The sequence below is a fragment of the Paenimyroides ceti genome, assembly GCF_030409925.1.
This window is the reverse complement of sequence record NZ_JAUFQU010000001.1, coordinates 3,320,549-3,345,888: the sequence shown is the minus strand read 5'-3', so window position 1 is coordinate 3,345,888 and position 25,340 is coordinate 3,320,549. Positions and strand designations below refer to the sequence as shown.

Sequence of the window (25,340 nt, the reverse complement as noted above, 5' to 3'; positions counted from 1 at the left end):
CATTATGCTAAAATCCATTATACAACGCCCTATACTGGCAACGGTTATTTCTATTCTCTTTGTGTTACTGGGATTGATTGGTCTAACCAAACTACCGATTACACGGTTTCCAGAAATCGCTCCTCCGAGTGTAACGGTTTCCCTGTCGTATCCTGGTGCCAGTGCAGAAACCGTTGCGGAAAGTGTCTTATTACCCATTGAGGAAGCCATCAACGGGGTTGATAATATGACGTATATTTCCTCCAAAGCGAGTAACAGCGGATCGGGAACTATCAACATCAATTTTGAAGCGGGAACCAATCCTGATCAGGCTGCCGTAAACGTGCAAACCCGTGTTTCCAGAGCTACCAGCCAGATTCCTTCAGAAGTCAATGAAGCCGGTATTTCTGTAACTCCGCGTCAGAGTGGAAATATTATGACCATCAATATTTATAGTGATCATCCGGACGGTATCTATGATGAAACTTTTTTACAGGCTTTTTCACAAATCAACCTCAACAGGGAAATACTCAGAGTTCCCGGAGTGGCTGCGGTATCCCGTGTAGGTGCCAGAGATTATTCTATGCGTACGTGGATCAATCCGGAAAAACTGGCGCTTTATCAACTGACGCCTCAGGATGTGATGAAAGCCATCCGGGATCAGAATTTTGAAATTGCACCGGGTAAATTCGGAGAAACTTCCGAAGAAGCTTTTGAGACTCCTTTGCGCCATCAGGGACGTTTCAGCCTGCCCGAAGAATACGAAAACCTGGTTATTAAAACCAATCAAGACGGTTCAGTATTACTATTAAAAGACATTGCACGGGTAGAGTTTGGCGCTTCAAATGTAGGAAGTGACAACAGTGTCAACGGTTTTCCGGGACTTACCTTAAACATTACCCAAACCAGCGGATCCAACGCACGCGATATCGATATGGGCATTCGTACGGTTCTGGAGCGTGTTTCCAAAACCTTTCCGAAAGGGATAAAATACGATATCAGCTATTCGGTAAAAAATCAGATAGATGAATCCATCAATCAGGTAAAAAGTACCATTTTTGAAGCTTTTTTTCTGGTTTTTATCATTGTATTTATCTTTTTACAGGATTTCAGATCTACGATTATTCCGGCTATTGCCATTCCTATTTCCTTATTGGGTACTTTATTTTTTGTTTACCTGTTAGGGTTTTCTATCAATGTGTTGACCATGTTTGCTCTGGTGCTTGCCATTGGTATTGTAGTAGATGATGCGATTGTGGTGGTAGAAGCCATTCATGAAAAAATGCACACCACCGGTCTTAAAGCTAAAGAAGCGACTATTTCTACAATGAATGAAATTACCAGAGCTATTTTATCCATCACTATGGTAATGGCAGCTGTTTTTTTACCGGTTGGTTTTATGGAAGGACCATCGGGAATTTTTTACAAGCAATTTGCCTATACACTGGCTATTGCGATTCTGATTTCTGCTGTCAACGCATTAACCCTGACACCTGCGCTATGTGCGGTTTTTCTGAAACCCATCGATCACGAAGTGCACGAAGCTAAATCCGATAAAAAAATCATCCGAAAAGGAATAAGGGGTAAGCTTCGGTACCGAAAAGAACGCTTTTTCAATTTGTTCAATATTGCCTTTGACCGGTTCACAGGCAGATATACCGATATCGTTAAAAAATCGATTGCCAACAAGAAATTTTCTTTACTGGTATTGGGTATCATCATTCTATTGGGCATATTCAGTATGCGTCAGACCCCTTCAAGCTTTATTCCTACAGAAGACGACAGCTTTATTACATATTCATTAACAATGCCTCCAGGAGCTTCTCTGGCGCGGACAAAAATTGCTTTAGCAAAAGCAGACAGTGTGTTGCAGGGACGTCCTGAGATTGAAGGCATGACCAATATATCCGGTTATAATACCATCGATGCCAATGCAAGTCCGTCGTTTGCTGTGGGCTATATCAACCTGAAACCCATCAACGAACGCGGAGCAGTAAGAAATATTCAGGAAATCATCAGCAGTATTCAAAAAGATCTGTCTGCGATCAATGAAGCCAGTTTTAATGTATTTCCACGCCCTACAGTACAAGGATTCGGAGATTTCAGCGGACTGGAATTTGTATTACAGGACCGTCTTGGCGGTGAATTCGGAAAGTTTAATGAAGTAGCCGATGATTTCATCAAAAAGCTCAACGAAAGAGAAGAAATAGCCAATGCTTTTACCTCCTTTAATGCCAATTTCCCTCAGTATATATTAGATATAGACTATGTAAAATCCCGGGCTTTAGGAGTCAATGTAAAGGAACTTATGAATACCATCCGCGCTTATTACGGCCGGGTACAAGCGGGAGATTTCAGCCGTTTCGGAAGACAGTACCGGGTATATATGCAGGCTGATATTGATTACCGGACCGATCCGGAAACCTTTAATAATATTTTTGTAAAAAATGATAAAGGTGAAATGCTACCTGCCAATACGCTTGTAAAATTGCGAAAAGTATTAGGTCCTGAAACGGTTAACCGTTACAACCTTTTCAACGCTATCTCTATTAAGGCCACACCCGCAGACGGGTACAGCACCGGAGATGCTATAAAGGTAGTGGAAGAACTCTCTAAAGAACTACCCGGAAATTTCTCTTATGAATTTACAGGAATGACGCTTGAAGAAAAACTGGCAGGTAATCAGGCGATTATTATTTTCTCTCTGAGCATTATTTTTGTCTTTTTTCTCTTAGCCGCACAATACGAAAGCTTTATGCTGCCTTTTGCTATTTTATTATCTGTACCAACCGGTTTATTGGGGGTTTACTCTTTTGTAAACATGGCGGGACTGCAGAACAATATTTATGTACAGGTTGGTTTGATCATGCTTATCGGACTGTTGGCAAAAAATGCGATTCTTATTGTAGAGTTTGCATTACAGCAACGTAAAAAAGGTAAAAACATAACCGATGCTGCTATTGAAGGCGCCAAAATGAGACTGCGCCCCATTCTGATGACCTCTTTTGCGTTTGTAGCAGGGCTTGTTCCGCTGATGTGGACAGTAGGACCTTCTGCACAGGGAAATCATTCCATCAGTTTCAGTGCTGCCGGAGGTATGCTGTTCGGAGTAGCCACAGGTATCTTTTTTATTCCCTTATTATTTTGTGTATTCCAGACACTGGATGAAAAATGGAAAGCAAAATTTAAAAACGATTGATTATGACCCTTTATAACAATAAATATTACACGATTGGATTGAGCCTGCTTATGGTTTTAGTGCTGCATTCCTGTAAGCTTCAGAAAGAATATCAGGCTCCGGCTATTGAAGTACCGGATGCTTTCAGAGGTCAGGATTCCCTGCATGTTGCTACAGACAGTCTCGATGTTGCTGAGATTCAGTGGAAAGCGTATTTTGAAGACCCCTATCTTATCTCTTTGATTGAGCAGGGGCTTCAATATAACTTTGACATTCAAAAGGCGCTGAAAAACATTGAAATAAACAACCTCAGAGCCGGACAGGCAAATATGGAATGGCTTCCTTCTGTCAGTGCTACTTTAGGCAATGTAAATTATCAGTACCGTTCCAAAGATTTTTACAGTACGGCTTCTTCTAAATACTACAACACTCAGGGAAAAGAAGCTCCTGAAAACATGTATTGGTACACTATGCAGAATGCCAGTTCTCTGAATGTAAGCTGGGAAATAGATATCTGGGGTAAGATCAAAAATCAACGCGATGAAGTACTCGCAGGCTATCTGCAAACCAAAGAAGCCCAAAAGACAATACAAACCGAAATCATCAGTAAAATTGCTGAAGGATATTACAATCTGCTGTTGCTGAATGCGCAGCTTGAAGTTGCGCAATCGAATTATGAGCTTACTCAAAATACTCTAAAAATCGTTGATTTGCAATATCAGGCGGGTAACACCACAGCACTGGCAACACAGCAGACAAAATCACAGATGCTGGTAGCCAAGGCACTGATTCCTAATCTCAAGCAACAAATCGGGGTTCAGGAAAACGCATTGCGTTTGCTGATAGGTCAGTTTCCTGATGAAGTAAAATTCGGAAATGCCATGCTGTCTACACTCATTCCTAAAGATACCCTCACTATTGGTGTTCCGTTAGAACTGGTGCGTCACCGCCCTGATGTGGTAGCTGCTGAACTGGAGCTCGATGCCAAAAATGCCGTAGTGGGTGTTACACAGGCAAAGCGCTATCCGTCTCTGGAAATCAACCTCAGTGGAGGTGTCAACAGTATGCTTCCTGAAAATTGGTTCAACATACCCGGAGCCTTATTCGGAAGTGTTATTGGTGGGCTTACACAACCCGTATTCAGTAAAAAGAGATTAAAAACGGACTTTGAAGTGGCTAAAATTGAGCGTGAACAGGCTGAAATCGATTTACAGAAAACAGTTTATACTGCTATCACTGAAGTCTCTGACGCCCTTATTGTAATTAAAAATGTAGAAGAACAGCTTGCTATCGCAGAAGATCAGGTACAGACAACCAATCTGGCGATCAAACAATCCAACCTGCTTTTTAACAGCGGATATGCTACTTATCTGGAAGTAATCACGACACAGAAAGCAGCACTTGAAAATGAGCTGAACCTCAACAGAATAAAACATGCAAAACTACTTTCGCGTGTAAAATTATACAAATCGCTGGGTGGAGGCTGGCAATAAAAAAATGCGCTTTGGGTTCAAAGCGCATTTTTTTATTATTTTTTCCATAATTTTTGAGCCGTTCTCCCCGTCTCAGTCCATACTTCTATAATATATATTCCGGAACTCAAAGCAGATACATTCACTACCGTATCAGTTCCTTCCTGTATCTTTTTCCCGGTACTGCTATACACTGTATATTTTTTAAGTGGCTGCTCTGTCTTTAAGGTAACCGTCTCAACTGCCGGATTCGGATAGATGCTGAATGAAACCTTATGATGCTCCCCGTTTGCAAGAGTTCCTTCTTCACGAGGCGTAAAAGGTCGTCTTGAGCCCAGGCTCAGTCCAAGCCATTGCCCGTTTTGTAGAGCAACCTGAGCAATAACTGTTTCTTTCCAATCCGAGAGATCTGTTCCCGTATAAGATTTCCATTCTCCTGCCCCGCTATATGATGTCCAGTTGATTTCGCTAAGATGGGTAGCATCCATTACATAATCAAATGCATCGGCTTCTGTTTGTATCAGTTCTAAAGCTTCTTCTGCAGTTATCGTTTCTGTCTCATAGCGGATTCCAAAAACAAAAGAGTCTGCTCCGGCTTCAGAATCGGTTCCGAAATCAACCACAACAAGACTTTTATGGGTTCCTGTTCCAAACCAGGTAACAATATCTTCTTCTGAAAACCATTGTGAGCTGTAAGCCGCTACCGGTGTTGAAGGCTCTTCAATATCATCCGTCATCGCCGTCATACCAAACCACATACCGTCATATAGATCTGTATAGCCCACTCCGTTATTCATAGATAAATTTTCCAGTGATGTTCCGTCAAAAGTAGCCCAACCAAACTGATCCGGCAACTCGGTATGGTGGTTATAAGTAAGGGAAGATAAATATCCACTGTCAATCTGAGCCTGCAGCTTTGGTTCAGCAGCAAGAAGAGCATTCAGCATATCTTCTACTGTCAGATCTTCGTTTTCAAAACGGTATCCCCAGGCATAGGAATGAATGGTTTCTTCTCCTTTGAAATCCGCTACTAAAAAAGCTTTTTTAGTACCTTCTCCCACCCAAAACCGGATATCATTTTCTGTAAATTGTGCAAAAAGGGATTGTGTCAGTAATAACACGAAAAATAAGGTAATTTTTTTCATCCTAAATATGTTTGTTGTTAAATATACAGTATGACAACTTTTAGGATATAAAGAAAATAAAGCAGAGCCAATGCACTATTCTCATCAACTTTAACTCCCGAAAGTTTAATGTTGTGAAAATGGCAGGTATCCTGACTTGCGCCCTTTTTCTTATACAAGAATATGGTATCGCCTACAGTTGCGGGTACAGCTCAAGATTTGATGTAATCGTACTTGATTCCCTATTAATGAACAATGTTCAACCGATTTCGGCGCAAAAGTAGTAAAAATTATTCAGCGAGATTCAATGTAATGGGAAGAGAATAACGCGCTTTGACCGGTTTTCCGTGCTGATCGAGTCCGGGCTCAAATTTTCTGAGTAGCTTTACGACTCTTAATGCCTCCTGATCGCAAGGCACACACACTCCTTTTTTTATGGTGACATCAGCCACATTTCCTTCTTCATCCACAATAAATTCAACCATAATAGTTCCGGTAATGCCCTCATCTATAGCCTCACGCGGATAATTGTAACTCATGGCCACTGTACGGCCTATTGCTTCAATTCCACCGATATACTGAGGTTGTACCGAAAGTTCCGGAAAATCTGTGGTGTTTGATCCGCGACCGACAACAGGTACTATGCTGTCATTTTGTGCGTTGAGCAACTGTACGGAGCAAAAAAACATCACTATAAAAAATACGTTTTTCATCTATCGCACTTTAAAATTAAGTTCTTCAAAAAGCTGAGGTACCGCTGCCTTAAAGCGCACGCTTACCTGTGTTTCTTCCTCTGAATGGTCGATTTGTAAATCGCCTTGTGTTACTCTGAAATTGCCCGCAAACCCTTTACAGTAACATTGTCTTCCAAAAACCATAAAAACATTTTGCAAATCAGCATCCTTATATTCTTTTTTGAATGCCTCAGCCGGGATCTGGAAAAAGAGTTCTTCTGTATGAAAATCATCCTGATACTTTCCACTGGCCGTTTTTTCATATTTATAGTGAACGACATAACTGCCTTTCTGATCGATCACTTCCACATATACCTCTCTTCCATCTTCGCTTTCCCGAAGTGACAACGCTTTATCTTTAAGACGCTCTGCCGTGCAATTGCCTTGCTCCGGACATGGATTTTTGATTATTGCCGCCATCGTTTCTGCTGTTTTTGTTTCTGTTTTCCTATTAAACATAGCACAAGCTGTAAACAGATTGGCTAATAATAAATACAATATTGCCTTTTTCATACTATTTTCCGTTAAATGAAGTCATTGTATTTCCCAATCCAGCTAAAGCAAAGGATTTAACTGCTTCTGCAGCAACTTTGAGACGCTCTTTTAAAGCTTCCTTTTCCTCTTCTGTCCAGTCTCCCAATACATAATTTGCCTGCTGTCCCTTTTTAAACTCATCGCTGATTCCGAACCGGAAACGCGGATATTCTGTGGTACCCAATAGTGCCTGAATGCTTTTCAGACCGTTATGGCCACCATCTGAACCTTTTGGCTTGATGCGCAAAGTACCGAATGGCAGATTGAGATCATCCGTAATCACCAGCACATTTTCAGCGCTTATCTTTTCTTTTTCCATCCAATACTGTACCGCTTTTCCGGAAAGGTTCATATAGGTATTCGGTTTTAACAGCAATAAGGTTCTTCCTTTTATTTTTACCTCTGCCATACTTCCCAGTTTTACGGTTTGGTAATCTGCTCCCTCTTCATTTGCTAAAAAATCCACTACTTTAAAACCGATGTTATGGCGTGTATTTACATATTCGGCTCCGATGTTGCCCAAACCGACGATTAAAAACTTTTTCATTTGCTGTTTTATTTTTCTAAATTACAAAGGTATTAAGAAATAGCAAAATGGAATACATACATTTGATATGGGATTTTATAAAAGAATGGTACTGGATACCTATATCTCTGATTTATATTTCTGTTATCATCACTATCCTCATTGAAAACCGCAATCCGGAAAAAACGATTGCATGGATTCTTATCATCGTATTTGTTCCGTTGCTCGGTATTTTGTTTTATTATCTGTTTGGACAGAAATTCCAGAAAGAAAAATATTTCCGGAAACTGGACAAACATCTTCAGCAGGAGATTCTCACGCGTTGGAAAGATTTGCATCCCATCATGGAAAAAGAAGTTCAGGCCATTGGAGAGCCTTTTGGAAGTGTTTTTCAATATTTGGTAAACACCCGTTCTTCTTCCCTTACGCTGAAAAATAAAATATCCTTACTCTTCAATGGTGAGCAAAAGTTTCCGGTCTTGTTGGAAGCTATGGAAAATGCCCGACACCATATCCATCTGGAATACTATATTTTTGATGATGATACTACAGGCCGTACGTTTATAGAACTGATGAAGAAAAAAGTGAAGGAGGGTGTTATTGTGCGGTTGATGACCGATGATTTTGGTTCTCCCCGGCTTTCAAAACTGCGCAAGGAACTGCTGGACAGCGGTATTGATTTTCAGGTGTTTTTGCCCGTGCATTTCAATTCTCTTGCCAACAGCAATTACAGAAATCACCGCAAAATTGCCATTATTGACGGCAACATCGGCTTTACGGGCGGTATCAATATTTCTGATAAATATTATAACCAAACCCCTCCAAAAAACAAAAATACCCTGTACTGGAGAGATACCAGTGTCCGTCTGGAAGGAGATGCGGTACGCCTGCTTGAAATTTATTTTTTTATGAACTGGCGTATTACACGCGGTGCTCTGTATCATCTTGACGAAAACTATCTGAAAGAGACAACTCTACCATCCTCTATTCCGGTTTCTTTTGCCCTTACGTCACCCGGAGAACTGATTCCGTCCGGTATGGAATCCGTTATTGCAGCTATTATGAAAGCCAAGACTTCTGTACGCATTTGCACTCCTTACTTTATTCCCGGAGAAGCTTTTAAATCGGCTTTGATGATTGCAGCTTCCAAAGGGGTACATATAGAACTCATGCTGCCTTTAACAGGAGATTCTACCGTGGTACAATATGCATCGCTTTCTTTTCTGAAACCGCTGTTAGAACGCAACGTAGAGGTGTTTTTATATGAAAAAGGATTTATGCATGCCAAAACCGTAGTTGTAGATGACCAGCTTTCTTTTGTAGGTACGATGAACCTTGATATCCGCAGTTTTTATATCAACTTTGAAATTACGTCTTTAATATTGTGTGAAAAGACAGCAGCCGAGCTGAACAGACAGTTTGATGAAGACCGTTTGGTATCACGCCGTATGACGCTCAACAGCTGGACTAATGAAAAATGGTATAAAAAGGGGTTCGCCTCTGTATGCAGACTGCTTGCCCCTTTGTTATAAGATCAGATATGAGGTCCGAGCATGTTTTTCGGATCCAGTATTTCGTTTAGTTTTTCCTCAGTAAGCAGTTGATGCTCCAAAACGAGATCGTATACACTGCGCCCTGTTTCCAATGCTTCTTTGGCAATTTTTGTACTTGCTTTGTATCCGATATGCGGATTCAATGCCGTTACAATCCCGATACTGTTTTGCACTTCCTGACGCAGATGTTCGGTATTGGCAATAATACCTTCTACACATTCTGTTCGCAGTGTGCGTATGGCGTTGGTAAGGTACTGAATGGATTCCATGATTGAAAAAGCAATTATGGGCTCCATTACGTTTAACTGTAACTGTCCGGCTTCCGCGGCGAACGTTACCGTAAGGTCGTTTCCGATGACTTTAAAACACACCTGATTGACTACCTCCGGTATTACTGGATTCACTTTACCCGGCATGATGGAAGATCCCGGCTGTTTAGGTGGTAATTTCAGCTCAAACAATCCGGTTCTGGGTCCCGAAGCAAGCAGACGCAAATCGTTGCATATTTTGGAAAGCTTGATGGACAGCCTTTTGAGTCCCGATGAATATTCGACAAAGGCGCTGGTATCGGAAGTGGCCTCCACGAGATTCTCCGCCAGTTTTACCGGTTCATTGGTAATCGCAGCTATTTTTGAAGTACACAGTTGTGCATAATCCGGGATGGCATTTAAGCCTGTGCCGATTGCCGTAGCCCCCATGTTGATTTCCAAAAGGTTTAAAGCGCTTCGGGTAATGGATTGTATTTCCTTTTTAAAGGTGATCGAAAATCCTTCAAATTCCTGTCCCAAGGTCATTGGAACGGCATCCTGCAACTGTGTTCTACCCATTTTGATCACGTTTTCAAACTCTGCTGCTTTTTTATCAAAAGCAAAATAGAGTTTTTCCAAAGCTGCTAACAGTTGTTTGTTCATTTCAAACAAGGCGAGTTTTAACGCAGACGGATAGGCATCATTCGTCGACTGCGAAAGGTTGACGTGATCATTCGGCGAACAATACTGGTAATCTCCTTTTTCTTTGCCCAGATATTCCAAGGCAATATTGGCAATTACTTCATTCGCATTCATGTTGACGGAAGTCCCCGCTCCGCCCTGAATCATATCAATCGGAAACTGGTCTGTAAACCGACCTTCCATGAGCTCATTACAGGCGTAACTAATGGCTTTGTATATGTCTTCGTTAAGAATGCCCAGTTCAAAATTAGCCTGCGCCGCTCCGAGCTTTACTACAGCCAGTGCTTTTATAAATTCAGGATAATGGGCAAGTTGGTGATTGGATATTTTAAAGTTGTTGATGGCTCTTTGAGTCTGAACGCCAAAGTAGGCATCCACGGGAATATTAAGTTCCCCTAACAAGTCAGATTCTACTCTATATGCTTGCATAACACTTGGTTTGATTAGTTGTTCTAAAATACAAAATATGCTGTGATCTCTGCTATTGTTTAGCAAATTTTTAATACATTGCTTTTATAAACATTTTTTATGAAAGCATTAGTAATCGGAGCCACGGGAGCCACCGGAAAACCATTGGTTGAAAACTTATTGAATGATCCTTTTTTTGAAGAGGTAATTGTATTTGTGAGAAAGGCACCTGCTGCGGTTCACGAAAAGTTAATCGTGCATGTGGTCGATTTTAATGCAATGGAGCAATGGCGTGATCTGATTACGGGAGATGTGGTTTTTTCGTGTATGGGAACTACGATAAAAGAGGCGAAAACGAAAGCCAATCAATGGAAGATCGATTATGAATATCCGTATCAATTTGCAAAATATGCCAAAGAGAATGGGTGTAATACGCATGTTCTGGTTTCGTCTTACGGGGCTTCTTCCCAGAGCCGGATGTTTTACCCGCAGATGAAAGGCAAGCTTGAAGAGGCTATAAAAGCCTTAGCCTATTCCTGCAATATTGTTTTTCAACCGGGTGTGCTGATCCGAAAAAATACGGACCGTGCTATGGAGCAACTTTCAGTGGGTCTGATTCGCTTTCTCAACAAATTGGGAATCTATCGCTCGTATGAACCGTTACCCACAGAAGACCTCGCTTCTGCAATGATTGCTGCAGCCAAAGAAAATACTTCGGGTGAATATGTCTATGCGCTGGACGCCATCAGAAAAACCTGGCTTCACAAAGGATAAAAAGCTTCCTGTATGTGTTCAATTGCAGTTCCCTCAGGTGTAAACTGTACGGCAATGATGTCAAACCGTGCGTGAACATCCAGATCTCTTTGGGTGATATACGCGTCAAATGCCGCAATGAGTCTTTTTATTTTGGTCTGATTTACAAAATCCTGAGGCAAACCATACGCTGCAGATGAACGGGTTTTTACCTCAACGGCTATCAATGTGTTTTGTAAACGTGCAATAATGTCTATTTCTGCTTTTTGGTAATACCAGTTGCGTTCCACAATCTCATATCCGTTTTGCAACAGATAATCCACCGCGAGATCTTCTCCTTTTTTTCCGGTATCGTTATGCTCCGCCATCGCTAAATGTTAAAGAAGTACGCTCTTTTTCTACTGCTAATACTACTTGCTGTCCCAAACGCAATGCCCGATTGTCCTGAACATGCCCGGCCGGAAAATCAAAACAAACCGGAAACGCATATTCTTTGGTGATGTCCAGTATAATCTGAACGGCATCAAATCCAAAAGGGATAGCATTATCGTACATATCTGTCATTCCGCCCACAACCATTCCCTGTAAACCTTCAAAATAACCGTTTCTTTTAAGATTGTACATCATCCGGTCAATATGGTACAGATATTCATCCAGATCTTCAATGTACAGAATTTTACCTTTGGTGTCCAGACTTGTTGCAGATCCGAGCAAACTGTATAAGATGGAAAGATTGCCTCCTACAAGCTCACCCGATGCCTGCCCGGTTTTGTTGGCAGGATGTGACGGTATCTCATACGAAAGTGTTTCGCCGAATAATGCTTTTCGTAAAGAAACGACAGCGCTTTCTATCGTATTCGGAACGGTAAAAGGCATGATGGCATGTATGCTGGGAATCTGAAGGGTATTGACATGGCTGTGCAAAACAGTAATATCACTGAAACCTACAATCCACTTAGGTGCTTTAATAAAAGCTGTAAAATCCAGTTTATCGAGAATACGCACAGTACCATATCCGCCTCTTGCTATCCAGATGGCTTTTATATCTGCACGGTCAAGCATCTGCTGCAAATCTGCTGCCCGTTCTTCATCAGTACCTCCCAATTGAAAATTGTCTTTGCCGATGGTATCACCCAATACCGCTTTTAAACCCCACGAAGCCAATAACTGTATGGCAGGCTCACAAGCTTCTTTTGTAAATTTTCTGGCGGTACACACAAGGGCTACCTGATCGCCCTTTTTTAAGTAGTGCGGTTGTTTCATCTGTTCTCAAGTTTAAACCGATGTAAAAATACTGTTTTTAACAGGAATACACGATGCATACTGCTTGATTTATAACTGCGTTTTATTTTCTGTTACATCAGCTATTCAGATATCTTCTTAAACACAGCCGGTATTTATTTTCTCCAAAAGCAATAAACATTTATTTATTATTTCACAACAACAACTAAAATAAACTATCATATTACTAATATTTTTGTTTTATTATTGAATTTTTATTATTAATATTGTCAGTTGTTAACAAACTGTTAACCCGCTATGTGAATTATTAACCCGTTCGATTATGAAAAAAATTTACTTATTCTTTTTATTGTTTATCGTACATCAATCGTTTGCTCAGGCAGATTTTGATCTGGTAAAAATTTTTAATATTAACGGAAATGTCTATACCCACGAAAAAATATGGCTTAAGGACAATACCTATCTGGTTCCTATTTCGTTTAATACGGCTACTTATACGTTAGAACCCGGAGTTGTTGTGACCAACCCGAATTACCAGCAGGGAAATTTCAGAATACTGCTTGCTCATTATGATGATGAAGCACAGCTTATTGACCATTTTATGCTGAACAGCACGGGGTATGAACAATTGTTTGATATCACTGTAGATGATAAGGATAATATTTATCTGACCTATGGGGTACAACAAGGCTATATTCTGGATGGTCAGACGTATTTTGCCAATACCGATGCTTTAACGTCTAAAGTAATGATGCTAAAACTTTCAAAAGGGAGAGTTGTTGCCTGGAAGAAAACATTTGAAGGAGGTGATCTGATGATGTTCAGTCTTGCCGTTGCCAAAAATGAGGATGTGTATGTCGCTGCAAGAGCTTCTCAGCAAAATATTAAAGTAGATGGTATTAATTATTCAAACCCGACAGCGCATCCTACCCAAAAACAACTGACGCGCATGGTCATCGGAAAGCTGAATGTAAACGGTAACGGAATGCAGTGGTTTCATTCTTCCACGAATCCAGTGAATGAAACCTACCCTTCTATTTTTGTATTTAACAACCATACCCCTGCACTCAGACTTGATTCCCAAAACAATGTGTATATGGTGGGAACTATGATGGGTACTAAGGCAACTTTTGGGACTGCTACGCTTCAAAATGCGGTCGCTCAGAGAAGCAAGTTTTATATGGTAAAATACAGTTCATCCGGACAGTTTATGTGGGCGAAGTCACCGACAATTCCGAACAGCGCTTTATCAATGGAATTTGTGCAGTTTCAGATTGATTCCAATGACAATCTGTTTCTGATGGATGAGTATATGTCCGGTAACTTCAGTTCTTCTACGACTGTTGATTACTGGGGACAAAGTTATACTACGAGTTATGCCACCAATGAGAGAACCAATTCCCTTATTAAGCTGAATACAAATGGGGTGGTAAACTGGATCAAAAAACCTACACAGATTCCTTCTTTAAACAGTGATACCTATAGCCGATTTCTGTATTTTACACTTGTAAAAGATAAGATTCTTGCGTTCGGCTATTTTCTTGGACATTATAATTTCGGAAATGGTGTTGAAATCGTTGCCGATCAGACGCCCAAATGGTTTAGTTTTGAATTTAACAGCAACGGTGATGTAGATCATCATTATGTACTGGACTCTTCTCTTAAAACGTTTCCTTATAATCTGATCGGGATGGACAACCAAAACAGGTTATGGTTCTGCGAAAAAACGTATTGGACGGGCGGGTTTACGAATATGTATATCGGATCTTTGAATTATACCGTAACCACAAGTGGCAGCAATCAGAAATTATTGATTTTCCGATCTGCAGCCGTTACATTAGGCAATGAGGTGTTTGAAAATACAGATTTAACGCTGTATCCGAATCCTACACATGATTTTCTGCATCTGAGCGGTAAAGATCTGTCACAGCAAAATTATCAGATTTATGATCTCAGCGGCAAGTTAATCGGATATGGAAGAATTGATGATAACCGTATCAGTGTGGAAAGTTTACAAACAGGTATGTATGTGCTTAAAATATTTGACCGTAATGATTCTCGTACCAAAAATACGTTTACGTTTAAAAAACAATAAGCTTTTATTGCTAATGTTATCCAAAAACGCCTCCGAAATTCATGAATTCCGGAGGCGTTTTTTATAGGTTTAGGAGGTTTTTTAATTTGTAAAACAGAGATTTCCCTATAAGAATTTTATTGAAACTATTACACCGTTATAGTAACCATCTGTTGATGAGTACAATTGTAAAAAATGGAGAGAGAAAATTTTTGCTTTAAAAATAAAATGTTAATTCTTACAACCTTTTTTAATAGCTTTTTTTATATTTTTAGCAGACACCTCAGATTTATTAGTTCGCCATTTACTAACTATTTTATTATTTGTTTTACAAACAAGATAAGTATTTACTTTTAACCTATCATTAGTCATAATTGTTCCTTTACCTTTACCAATAACATCCCAATCTAAAAGCCCCTGTTTAACTTTAACCATTGTAGAATCAATTAAATCTTTTTCTTTTAACAACGTAAAAATTTTAGGAGAAGGCTTGGTTGTAATTTCTCCATCAATAAAAAAGATTTTTTTTCCAACTTTAATATAATCTAAAGGGAAATAACCACTACCGTCCGAAGACAATACTACTTTGTTTATTTGAGGAGACACCCTATACATAATGAAATCTGTGCTATCTATGTAATCTTTACTTAATCTAAAATATTTATATTTTAAAGTGTAAGTAACATTTTTTTTACAATAATTCTTGATAATATTTTCCATTATTTCCTCTTGAGGACAATTAGTTTGATTTATTGACTTACAGCCTAACAAAGTAGTTAAACAAAAAAATAAAATCAGAAATTTATCTGGATTTTGCTTCAAAAACATTGACATCATTATATTGTTGGTTATATTTCTTACTAATTATAAAATGAGGAATACTTTTTCCTTTAAAGTTTAATTTATCGTCATCACTTGCTAATGAATTATCAGGATGGCTATGATAATGATATTTAGCATACCTGATTTTACCTAAATAGGGTTTTGAACTTTTTAAATATTGCCAATCTATCTTTTCATTCTCATTGTATCTAGCAGAATTAGATGTTGTTGAAGTATTACTTTTATGAGCTTCAACTAAAAATCCTGAAATATCTTTACCCATAGCATTATTTCCTAAAGCGTATCCATATGGATTCATATTCCAATACTGCTCCGCCAACGGATCTATGTTCATCCATCTTCCTAAAGCCGGATCGTAGTTTCGTGCTCCAAAATTATATATATTCATGTCTTTTTCGGGTTGAAATTCTTTTCCTCCAAAGGTGTATTTATATCTTGTATTACCAGTAATAGTACTGTAATTCTGGTGTTCAAATCCAAATGGATAATAATGATGCTCTTCCAGAATTTCCGTGGGTTCTATTACACCGTTATTATTACCATCGGCATAAACCACCTGGTTATTGTCCAAATGGTCTTTATGGGTGTAAGGGTAAATAGCTATTTAATAATATTTTTATTAAGTCCGGTTTTTTTGAATTTGTAGATAATAATTTAAGAATTAAATCATAAAAATATTAGGAATACTATAAACAACAAAGCCCTACGACATGTATGACTTTGTTGATTTATTATAATTATTTTTTTTTGTTCTTCAATAAACGCTTCTAAGAAAAAAAATAATTCCAATAATAACAATTAATATTCCTCCCGCAAATCCTCTTAAATTCATTGAAACATCCCAAGAATTAGTCTTCTCCTTTTTTCTTTTTAATAAATAAATTATATATATACTCCCACTTAATATACATAATAGCGAATAAAATAGTTCCATCAATATCTCATTTTCAATTTAAGTCCTGCTCCTTATTTAATAATTTCTTTTCCTAAATCATTTTTAGGACCAGGTATTAGTTTATTTAAACCAGTATTAAGCTTTTTCTTACCAATTTTATTTTGCCATCACATATGTGACTTGGATATTACTGCCGCTTCATTTCATCTAAGATCATTTGCAAATTATTAGCAGTAAAATTCTCTCGACAAGATGGCGTTTTTATTTATTATATAGAGAATCAATAAATTACCAAAGTTTTACTTATACTTTTCATCCCTTTTAAATTTTATTAATTAACATAAGTAATCCTATTAAAAAAGATCCAATACCTCCAATATATCCCTTTAAATGCATAACATAACTTACGGTTAGTTTTCTTTCCCTATTTTTTTCGTCTCTTAAAGTAATATAAAAAACGAAAACACCTACTATCATTAAAATTATTGAAAAAAACATATTATTTTCTTTTTATTTCTTTTTATTATTTTCTTGTTTCTCATTATAAAATCGTTGTAGTCCGATAGTTTTTAATGATGCACCTTGTGTTATTATTTCAGTTCCTAAATTAAACCCTTTCTCGCCAACTTTTTTTCCTGCTCCGGGCAGAACTCTATTTAGCCCCTTTTCAACTACTTTTCCCCCTATGAAAAAACCAACAGCAGTTCCTGCTTTATCTAAATCTTTGTCATATATACTTACACTTACTTCAATAGTTGCACCAACTGTTGAAATTCCCGTTCCTATAGCTGCTATTGGAGCACCTATTCCTGCTCCTGCTCCTGATAATGTCAATGCATATCCCGCTAAAGCCATACCATCTCCAGTATTTTGTAAGCCCTGAGGTAAATCATATTTAAATGCTTCTACAGCATTTCCATACAGTTGAGAAATGTCTGCATTACCATCACCTCTACTTAAAGTACTTATAGGTGTATTGTCATAACTTGGTCCAAAAGCTAAATCATACATATAATTATCCGTCATTGTTTTGGTTCCGTCAGATTCATAAATATATTGATAATCATTAAAAAACATCCCCGTACTCAAAACCTTCAGGAGTATTTTCAGCTGTGTATGATTCATCATAACTCATTTCTCCATTTAAAAGATTTTTTATCCATCCGTCAGGTGCCATTCCATCAGGATCAATAAAGTATATAGGATTATTAAACGCATAATTATACGGAGAATGTCTGCGCATTTTCTCCGCCAACGGGTCAATATTCATCCATCTTCCTAATGCAGGATCATAATTTCTCGCCCCAAAATCATATAGGTTTAATCCCATTTCTTCCTGTAACTCTTTACCGTTGTATTGATACTTATAATTGGAAGCCGTATTTCCTGTCATATCATTATACCCCTGATGTTTACTTTTTATTTCAAAATCATTCTATGGATTTTAAAAGTATAAAACTCAGAATAAAGGGAAATAAAATCAAAAATATTTGCCAACCTATTCTTAATTCTCTTATTATGAAAGATATTATTATCTGAAATAATCCTATTATACATATTATTAAAAACAAATAAGTTGGCCATGTTTCTTCTATAAACATTTAAAATAATACTAATAATTACACATATTACCCCAAAATATCTAAGAACCCTATTTTTATTTTTCACATTCATCATTATCTAAAATTCAACTTCTTCATCTACTGGAATTAAATCTTTACTATTACCACTTACATTAATCTTTTTTTCCATAGGTGGAAATAATGCTGTAGGAGTATCACCCGTAGCTGCTGGATCGCTTCTGTGAAGTAAAAAAAACTCCATGTCAGGAAAACATGGAGTTTCGATTTTATTCAGATACATCAAGATTCTTTTTATTAGGTGAATTCGTTTGATAGCCACCTTCTGAGTCATCTGAAGTTGTTATAATCTCTTGCCATTTATTATCGAAAGTAACCCAGTAAGTCTTCTCGTATATCTTATAATATTGTTTTATTTTTTTCTTTTCTTTTAATAATTCTAACAGCTCCTTGTTACTATAATCCCGCGTAGAAAATATCTGATCTAAACTGTTTAATAAAGGATATAATTCTCCATCTATATATACAGCATGATTACTGTTTTTTACTAAAAAGTTATCTCTAAAATTAAATTTTTCCCCATCACATAATATGAGAGTATAAAGTATTTTAGGTTGTTCATAATAATTATCTAGAATAAAATATAAATTACTTTTCTCTGATATACTATTTCTATCGGTAATTATATTTTTAAACCAATTCTGAACCGTATCCGGTACCACATATATTATCCTTTCTTTTTGAGAAGCTTTATTTTGCTTAACCGAAGAACAGCCTATGATAGATAAAAAAAACACTGTAGTTAAAAATCTCAATTTCATTTTTTATAGTTTTATGTTCCTCAGAGTATTTTACAGCAACTTCCTTATTATTATAGAGTTCGTAAAAAAATCTCTTTATTGCCTTTGAGTACTAATAAAGTGTTTATTAAATAATAATAAGCACTTTAAATATTTTATAGCCTCAGATTGACTACCATTCAACTAACCAATAAATTATCGTTTTCTCTTCTTTATCAATAGCTATTCCTCTTGAATAACCATTTTTCCATTGATTTGGCATTTGATTATTGGGGTTTAATTTGAATTTCCCTTCAACTTTTTGAGGTTTTGCCTCTAATACATAAATTTTAGCTTTTTTTAAATTAAATTCACTATTTGTGTAAGAAAATCTTTTGAAATTAGGTATAGGATACAATCCCTTATAACAATCTTTTTCTACACTAACACTATCAGGTATAATTACAGTTTGATAGGACTCATAAGTTTCTTGAGTTTCATATCTATTTACAATTAAAAGACACTCTTTTTTTGAATCATATACAGCAATTGCTACACTATTTATTTCTTTTTCAAAAGAGTCTATTTCATTATCTTTTAATCCGCTTTCAAAAAGTAAAAGACCAATATCGTTTTTCTTTTCATTAGTAGTTGCTACCATTCCATTTTGAATATGCTCAATTTCTTTTGGAAAATGATTCAATAAACTATCACTAAACATTTTCTTATACTGAGTATAACTATCATTGCTCTTCATAAGAACATGTCTTTTGTCGCTACATCCTACTAATATTGAAATTAATAATAAGTAATGTATGCATTTTTTCATTAGAAAATAGATTTATGATATTTATAAGTTCATTTATTACTATTGCTCCAACTCATATTTTGTTTCCTTAAAGAAAAGTATTTATGATTTGATTTTATAAACCTTTTGGCTTCTATATATCTGAGACAAAACGAATCCTACGACTGCTACAAGAAATACCCATTGACTATAATGTAAAGCAAAATAAACAAAAGGAATACTCACTATGAGAGTTTGTAATATGAACATTATATATAACTTTTCTTTTGAAGATTGATATATTAATAATAAATCAGTTATAAATAAGATTACAATAAAGAATATCCAAAAAAGTACTCCATAAAGAATAACCAAAATTAGTGCAGAGAGCATCCCTTGTAAGATATTAAAATCTCCTTCATTGATAGCACGAATAATAGAATAAATATAAACTATTGTGAAAACAACCCATATATTAATCAAGTTTGTTTTTATTATTCTTTTCATTATTGAGCTGTTTTTTGATTTTCAAATAGTTTGCTCCATGCATTATAAACATATATTGTTAAGTTCCTCTTCTGTCCACAAAATTTATTAATTGTACAGTGAGTTACATAATCTAATGCGTAAAAACTTAAAACAAAATAAATAAGTTTCACTAAGGTATATCTTAATATTTAGATTGTCAGACGCTTAAAATTATAAACTCTATGGCAATATATCAACTCCTTCATACCCTTCCATTATTTAAAAGCTTCACATGAATTTATATAGTACGGGTAGCTAGAATAAGTATAAATACAGTGAGATTTACTTGTACCAGGTGGATTCTTTCCCGCAGTAACACTCATAGTATTATTTACGTTTCTAATAGAATATACAAAACAGAGAGTATCGTTCTCTATTTTTAAAAAGCTGGTTTGTTTAAGATTTGTAGCGTCAATTACCTTTTTGCTACCTGTGCAGTTTTTTATAAATTTTGTATCAGCAACAAAAACAATAGTATCTCTGTTTTTTATACCATTAAAAAAAGTATAGCCGTTTTGTTCATACATTCTATAGATACTTATCTTATTATCTTTAGAATTTACGTTTGTATTTGCACACGAATAAAGTGCAAATATTGCGATTAATAGGAGTACATGTTTCATATTATTTTTGTAAAATAAACCATCCTTGACTGGTCTTACTATTTGCATTAGGGCTTAAGTTCATCCATATTGTATTACTTGGATTAGTTTGTAAGTAAAATTGATTGACCTTAACATTGTTTAAATTATAATTACTATCCATTCCTGCAGCCTGACTATGGGCTTGATAATAAACGTTCCGAGTAAAAGAAGGTGGTACAAAGTCTGGACTTTGTGTTGTATTCGAAGCTGGAGAGTTCACAATTGATAACGCAGCCCCACCTTCAAAAATTTCATGCCTAATTGTAGTACCAGCTGTCTGCCCTCCATTGGCCTCTAAAGATTGTGCTTGTAGAACGTTAACTTCTTGATTACTGGTAGTTTCAGTTTGTCCATTATATGCTCCAAATAAGAACATCGTTTGATTTCCAGCACTATCTGTCCTAACAATATCTTGCGTAGTAGAAATATTTACAGTTTTATTTTTGTCCTCAATTATATCATATAAGGCTTTATCCTGAATGCTAAGCTTACTATAATCCAGTTTACTTTTATCTGCCATAGTTACTTTACCTGTTGTTGCATCTCTAACCATATTTAATTGTGAATCATCGTTTAGCTCCTTTAATGCTGTATCTGCATCAGCACCATTAATAATTAAATCAAACGGCATCATCCCATCCGGGTCAATAAACCGAATAGGATTATTGAATGCATAAACGTACGGAGAGAACCGTCTCATCTTCTCGGCTAATGGATCCACATTCATCCATCTTCCTAATGCAGCATCATAATTTCTTGCTCCAAAATCATATAGGTTTAATCCCATTTCTTCTTGTAACTCTTTACCATTGTATTGATACTTATAATTGGAAGCTGTATTCCCTGTCATATCATTATACCCCTGATGTTTTAGTCCAAACGGATAATAGTTGTTTTCTTCCAGAATTTCCGTGGGTTCTATTACGCCGTTGTTATTGCCATCCGCATACACCACCCGGTTGTTGCCCAAATGGTCTTTATGGATATAATGGTAAATATACTTATAATTCTGATAGGCTGTATAACCTTCGGGCTGAGGAAAGAACTGCAAAGTTCCGTTAAGATACTGAAAACCGTCTATATACTCGGTAATCTGATTAGGCCCGCTATTGGCCAATACACTTTTCTTTAATTTATTGCCCGCTGCATCATAGACATAATAAATACTTCCCTGATCTGTATCGATGACTATGGGCAAATTCAGATGGTTATACGTGATTTTAGTAATCCGTTTGTTGGTATCGGTGATTAAGTTTCCGGATCCGTCATAGGTATAGGCAGCACCCTCAGAAGGGATTTCTTTAAATCCGTCAGGGTTGTTGGTATAGTCTCTTACCATAGTCAGCTGATTGCCATTATAGGTATAATCGCGTTCGTCCATATCCAAAACCTGTCCGTCTACCATAGCTCCGGTACGGTTTAAGGTGCGGATGTTGCCGTTTAGGTCATAATTCATACTTTCTCTGTGTGCCTGATGGCGCATAAAGCCCATGGTCCAGCCTCCGTGAAAAGACATCATCTGCTTCCTTTTATACGAGACATGTAAGTAATATGTACTATGCTATAAGATAAGTGATACGTCAGTGTGGGAGAGAAATTATCTCCTTTGTATAGTATCCCATGCACTTGATTCCATCCATTTATTTTTCCACTCTTTAGGAAATGTCCAATGGTTTCTATTTTCCAAAGGAATTCTTATATAATAAAACTCTTTCTTATCTCCATTTGGCTTCTTTACATAACAGATATTTTCATCTTTTATTTTTATTAAACTATCTCCCACTGAAATGTAATCCATGATTTCAGAACGCAATGGAAATCCCTCTTCAATTCCATCGTTTCTTTTTATTAATACAGAAGTCATGACATCCATACTTTTTCTCCTATTATATTTTTCAATTATAATAGCTCTATAATTATCTTTAATATCGTTTTCTATTAACGAGTTATAATTCACTTCTCGGATTATAGTTACTATCATAAAAATAAAAAAGATAATGCCGAAAAAGATAAGATATGGTTTAAGTGCTTTCATTTTTTCACCTTTTTAGATTTGAATTCTCTTGACAAAGTACTGGTTCCTCCAGAATAGGTAGCACTTGCTTTCCCAGCTTTACCTAACACTTGTGACAAAGTCTTAGGCGCGCTACCATATCCTAAAGAACGGGATGTCCAGGTAGTTGGATACCGATGTCCGGGATAAACTTCATCATGTGTACCTTCTGTGTTACTCCACGTTACAGAGTATCCAAAACCAGCAACACCTATCGAAGCAGCATTATAACCTCCCTCAAAGCCTTTAACATCAAAAAAATCAGTTGCTATATCTTTATTATACTTAGATCCAAAGAAACTAAAACCAGCACCACCTCCGACACCTACATTTCCTCCTTTAGAAGTATAAATACCCAAATTACCCTCGCTTTCACCATTTAAGAAATACGCAATCGACAACCCAAATTCCATACCTCCACCAACAGTTGCAGAACCACTAAGATTTATACCTATAGCATCATATTGTTTTTTAAGGTCTTCCATACTCATACCTGTATCAAAAACAAGTGGTTTGTCAGGATTAATATTGAGTTCGGTATCAAAAACATAGTCTTTATCTCCAGTATCTACTATTATTCTTATAATTTCCTTTTTATCCTTATTATTGATGATGATATCATCTTTAATCATTCCCGTAGGATCGGTAAACCTAATCGGATTGTTACCTACATATGAATATGCTTCCATCGTTTTCTCCACCAACGGATCCACATTCATCCATCTTCCTAAAGTCGGATCATAATTTCTTGCGCCAAAATCATACATATTCATATCTTTTTCGGGTTGAAATTCTTTTCCTCCAAAGGTGTATTTATAGCCTGTATTTCCTGTAATGGTACTGTAATTCTGATGTTCTAATCCAAATGGATAATAATGATGCTCTTCCAGAATTTCCGTTGGTTCTATTACACCGTTGTTATTGCCATCTGTTGATGAGTACAATTGTAAAAAATGGAGAGAGAAAATTTTTACTTTAAAAATAAAATATTAATTCTTACAACCTTTTTTAATAGCTTTTTCAATATTTTTAGCAGACACCTCAGATTTATTAGTTCGCCATTTACTAACTATTTTATTATTTGTTTTACAAACAAGATAAGTATTTACTTTTAACCTATCATTAGTCATAATTGTTCCTTTACCTTTACCAATAACATCCCAATCTAAAAGCCCCTGTTTAACTTTAACCATTGTAGAATCAATTAAATCTTTTTCTTTTAACAAGGTAAAAATTTTAGGAGAAGGCTTGGTTGTAATTTCTCCATCAATAAAAAAGATTTTTTTTCCAACTTTAATATAATCTAAAGGGAAATAACCACTACCGTCCGAAGACAATACTACTTTGTTTATTTGAGGAGACACCCTATACATAATGAAATCTGTGCTATCTATGTAATCTTTACTTAATCTAAAATATTTATATTTTAAAGTGTAAGTAACATTTTTTTTACAATAATTCTTGATAATATTTTCCATTATTTCCTCTTGAGGACAATTAGTTTGATTTATTGACTTACAGCCTAACAAAGTAGTTAAACAAAAAAATAAAATCAGAAATTTATCTGGATTTTGCTTCAAAAACATTGACATCATTATATTGTTGGTTATATTTCTTACTAATTATAAAATGAGGAATACTTTTTCCTTTAAAGTTTAATTTATCGTCATCACTTGCTAATGAATTATCAGGATGGCTGTGATAATGATATTTAGCATACCTGCTTCTACCTAAATAGGGTTTTGAACTTTTTAAATATTGCCAATCTATCTTTTCATTCTCATTGTATCTAGCAGAATTAGATGTTGTTGAAGTATTACTTTTATGAGCTTCAACTAAAAATCCTGAAATATCTTTACCCATAGCATTATTTCCTAAAGCGTATCCTGACACTTCAACACCAGCCAGTTTAGTATAATCGGCAATAAAATTTTGAAATTGAGATTCTGTAGGTTGATCTGTTCCGTTTATTTCTATAACATTATTGTTTTGTTTAAAATTTATACCATCTTTTAAAATTCCTTTAACAATATTATCAACTAAAACACCTTTGACTTCTCCCTTTTTATTCAGGTTTACAATCCTATCAGGATTATTATTCTTTTCTCCATGTTGTTTTATTTCTCCGGTTTTTCTATTAAAAGTATAATCCGTATCAATACCATCCGATGCTAACAGAATTTGTAAATCCTTAGCAAAATTAACTGCAGCTTGTCCACTAAAACTCCAACTCTGCATTCCATCAGGATCAATAAAGTATATAGGATTATTATACGCATAGTTATAAGGAGTCCATCTTCTTGAATTTTCCGCCAACGGATCTACATTCATCCATCTTCCTAAAGCCGGATCATAATTTCTTGCTCCAAAATCATATAGGTTTAATCCCATTTCTTCCTGTAACTCTTTCCCGTTGTATTGATACTTATAATTGGAAGCTGTATTCCCTGTCATATCATTATATCCCTGATGTTTTAGTCCAAACGGATAATAGTTGTTTTCTTCCAGAATTTCCGTTGGTTCTATTACACCGTTATTATTGCCATCTGCATAAACCACCCAGTTATTGCCCAAATGGCCTTTATGGGTGTAAGGGTAAATAGCTATTTAATAATATTTTTATTAAGTCAGGTTTTTTTGAATTTGTAGATAATAATTTAAGAATTAAATCATAAAAATATTTGGAATACTATAAACAACAAAG

Annotated in this window: 25 protein-coding genes and 1 riboswitch; of the genes, 5 read left to right on the top strand and 20 right to left on the bottom strand. The window is 36.3% G+C overall.

Annotation, left to right across the window (positions count from 1 at the left end):
• Positions 1 to 4: 4 nt before the first annotated feature.
• Positions 5 to 3,178 (top strand): efflux RND transporter permease subunit, encoded by a 3,174-nt coding sequence (locus QW060_RS16385; protein ID WP_290364535.1) that lies wholly within the window; start codon positions 5 to 7, stop codon positions 3,176 to 3,178.
• 2 nt (positions 3,179 to 3,180) lie between these two features.
• Positions 3,181 to 4,650, top strand: coding sequence for an efflux transporter outer membrane subunit (locus tag QW060_RS16380; RefSeq protein ID WP_290364534.1), 1,470 nt, complete (start codon positions 3,181 to 3,183; stop codon positions 4,648 to 4,650).
• Between the two features lie 35 nt (positions 4,651 to 4,685).
• Here QW060_RS16380 and QW060_RS16375 read toward each other — a convergent pair whose 3' ends face one another.
• The 4 genes from QW060_RS16375 to pth form a co-directional block, all read right to left on the bottom strand.
• The gene (locus QW060_RS16375; protein ID WP_290364533.1) at positions 4,686 to 5,774 is read right to left on the bottom strand and encodes a T9SS type A sorting domain-containing protein; all 1,089 of its coding nucleotides are present in this window, start codon (positions 5,772 to 5,774) and stop codon (positions 4,686 to 4,688) included.
• Positions 5,775 to 5,878: 104 nt separating this feature from the next.
• Positions 5,879 to 6,036, bottom strand: a riboswitch (cobalamin riboswitch).
• Positions 6,037 to 6,043: 7 nt separating this feature from the next.
• Positions 6,044 to 6,466, bottom strand: coding sequence for an energy transducer TonB (locus QW060_RS16370; protein ID WP_290364532.1), 423 nt, complete (start codon positions 6,464 to 6,466; stop codon positions 6,044 to 6,046).
• Positions 6,467 to 7,000, bottom strand: a complete 534-nt coding sequence (locus QW060_RS16365; protein WP_290364531.1) for a hypothetical protein — start codon at positions 6,998 to 7,000, stop codon at positions 6,467 to 6,469.
• A 1-nt stretch (position 7,001) separates the two neighbouring features.
• Complete coding sequence (gene pth, locus QW060_RS16360) at positions 7,002 to 7,568, bottom strand: aminoacyl-tRNA hydrolase (protein ID WP_290364530.1); 567 nt, start codon at positions 7,566 to 7,568, stop codon at positions 7,002 to 7,004.
• A gap of 47 nt (positions 7,569 to 7,615) precedes the next feature.
• On the opposite strand from pth, the gene cls reads away from it, so the two are divergent.
• Positions 7,616 to 9,079 (top strand): cardiolipin synthase, encoded by a 1,464-nt coding sequence (gene cls / locus QW060_RS16355; protein WP_290364529.1) that lies wholly within the window; start codon positions 7,616 to 7,618, stop codon positions 9,077 to 9,079.
• Between the two features lie 2 nt (positions 9,080 to 9,081).
• Here cls and aspA read toward each other — a convergent pair whose 3' ends face one another.
• Positions 9,082 to 10,479: an aspartate ammonia-lyase gene (aspA, locus tag QW060_RS16350; RefSeq protein WP_290364528.1), complete on the bottom strand. Its 1,398-nt coding sequence runs from the start codon at positions 10,477 to 10,479 to the stop codon at positions 9,082 to 9,084.
• Between the two features lie 99 nt (positions 10,480 to 10,578).
• On the opposite strand from aspA, the gene QW060_RS16345 reads away from it, so the two are divergent.
• Positions 10,579 to 11,232 (top strand): NAD(P)H-binding protein, encoded by a 654-nt coding sequence (locus QW060_RS16345; protein WP_290364527.1) that lies wholly within the window; start codon positions 10,579 to 10,581, stop codon positions 11,230 to 11,232.
• Here the strand turns inward: QW060_RS16345 and QW060_RS16340 are convergent.
• Both QW060_RS16340 and QW060_RS16335 read right to left on the bottom strand, forming a co-directional pair.
• Positions 11,220 to 11,579 (bottom strand): YraN family protein, encoded by a 360-nt coding sequence (locus tag QW060_RS16340; RefSeq protein ID WP_290364526.1) that lies wholly within the window; start codon positions 11,577 to 11,579, stop codon positions 11,220 to 11,222. The two genes, QW060_RS16345 and QW060_RS16340, sit on opposite strands and share 13 nt — an antisense overlap.
• A complete protein-coding gene (locus tag QW060_RS16335; RefSeq protein ID WP_290364525.1) occupies positions 11,566 to 12,474 on the bottom strand; it encodes a S66 peptidase family protein in 909 nt (302 codons plus the stop codon). Before QW060_RS16335 ends, QW060_RS16340 begins: the two co-directional genes overlap by 14 nt.
• A gap of 301 nt (positions 12,475 to 12,775) precedes the next feature.
• Here QW060_RS16335 and QW060_RS16330 point away from each other — a divergent pair, with 301 nt between their 5' ends.
• On the top strand, positions 12,776 to 14,548 hold the full coding sequence (locus QW060_RS16330; protein WP_290364524.1) for a T9SS type A sorting domain-containing protein: 1,773 nt from the start codon (positions 12,776 to 12,778) through the stop codon (positions 14,546 to 14,548).
• Positions 14,549 to 14,758: 210 nt separating this feature from the next.
• Here QW060_RS16330 and QW060_RS16325 read toward each other — a convergent pair whose 3' ends face one another.
• The 13 genes from QW060_RS16325 to QW060_RS28505 all read right to left on the bottom strand — a co-directional run bounded on the left by QW060_RS16325 (position 14,759) and on the right by QW060_RS28505 (position 25,210).
• A complete protein-coding gene (locus QW060_RS16325) occupies positions 14,759 to 15,247 on the bottom strand; it encodes a hypothetical protein (protein ID WP_290364523.1) in 489 nt (162 codons plus the stop codon).
• 82 nt (positions 15,248 to 15,329) lie between these two features.
• Positions 15,330 to 15,941: an RHS repeat domain-containing protein gene (locus tag QW060_RS16320; protein WP_290364522.1), complete on the bottom strand. Its 612-nt coding sequence runs from the start codon at positions 15,939 to 15,941 to the stop codon at positions 15,330 to 15,332.
• 834 nt (positions 15,942 to 16,775) lie between these two features.
• Positions 16,776 to 17,390, bottom strand: a complete 615-nt coding sequence (locus QW060_RS16315) for a hypothetical protein (protein WP_290364521.1) — start codon at positions 17,388 to 17,390, stop codon at positions 16,776 to 16,778.
• Positions 17,332 to 17,658 (bottom strand): RHS repeat domain-containing protein, encoded by a 327-nt coding sequence (locus QW060_RS16310; RefSeq protein ID WP_290364520.1) that lies wholly within the window; start codon positions 17,656 to 17,658, stop codon positions 17,332 to 17,334. Before QW060_RS16310 ends, QW060_RS16315 begins: the two co-directional genes overlap by 59 nt.
• A gap of 287 nt (positions 17,659 to 17,945) precedes the next feature.
• The gene (locus tag QW060_RS16305) at positions 17,946 to 18,179 is read right to left on the bottom strand and encodes a hypothetical protein (RefSeq protein WP_290364519.1); all 234 of its coding nucleotides are present in this window, start codon (positions 18,177 to 18,179) and stop codon (positions 17,946 to 17,948) included.
• Entirely contained in the window at positions 18,115 to 18,666 is a 552-nt protein-coding gene (locus tag QW060_RS16300) for a hypothetical protein (protein ID WP_290364518.1), read from the bottom strand. Before QW060_RS16300 ends, QW060_RS16305 begins: the two co-directional genes overlap by 65 nt.
• A gap of 151 nt (positions 18,667 to 18,817) precedes the next feature.
• Positions 18,818 to 19,381: a hypothetical protein gene (locus QW060_RS16295; RefSeq protein WP_290364517.1), complete on the bottom strand. Its 564-nt coding sequence runs from the start codon at positions 19,379 to 19,381 to the stop codon at positions 18,818 to 18,820.
• Positions 19,382 to 19,534: 153 nt separating this feature from the next.
• A complete protein-coding gene (locus QW060_RS16290) occupies positions 19,535 to 19,681 on the bottom strand; it encodes a hypothetical protein (RefSeq protein WP_290364516.1) in 147 nt (48 codons plus the stop codon).
• 882 nt (positions 19,682 to 20,563) lie between these two features.
• Positions 20,564 to 22,102 carry an RHS repeat domain-containing protein gene (locus QW060_RS16285; RefSeq protein WP_290364515.1) on the bottom strand — a complete coding sequence of 513 codons (1,539 nt, stop codon included), beginning with the start codon at positions 22,100 to 22,102 and terminating at the stop codon, positions 20,564 to 20,566.
• 78 nt (positions 22,103 to 22,180) lie between these two features.
• Positions 22,181 to 22,456 carry a hypothetical protein gene (locus tag QW060_RS16280; RefSeq protein WP_290364514.1) on the bottom strand — a complete coding sequence of 92 codons (276 nt, stop codon included), beginning with the start codon at positions 22,454 to 22,456 and terminating at the stop codon, positions 22,181 to 22,183.
• A 158-nt stretch (positions 22,457 to 22,614) separates the two neighbouring features.
• Positions 22,615 to 23,580: an RHS repeat-associated core domain-containing protein gene (locus QW060_RS16275; protein ID WP_290364513.1), complete on the bottom strand. Its 966-nt coding sequence runs from the start codon at positions 23,578 to 23,580 to the stop codon at positions 22,615 to 22,617.
• Positions 23,581 to 23,625: 45 nt separating this feature from the next.
• Positions 23,626 to 24,114, bottom strand: coding sequence for a hypothetical protein (locus QW060_RS16270; RefSeq protein WP_290364512.1), 489 nt, complete (start codon positions 24,112 to 24,114; stop codon positions 23,626 to 23,628).
• Positions 24,115 to 24,196: 82 nt separating this feature from the next.
• Positions 24,197 to 25,210, bottom strand: coding sequence for an RHS repeat domain-containing protein (locus QW060_RS28505; protein WP_397386083.1), 1,014 nt, complete (start codon positions 25,208 to 25,210; stop codon positions 24,197 to 24,199).
• Positions 25,211 to 25,340 lie beyond the last annotated feature (130 nt).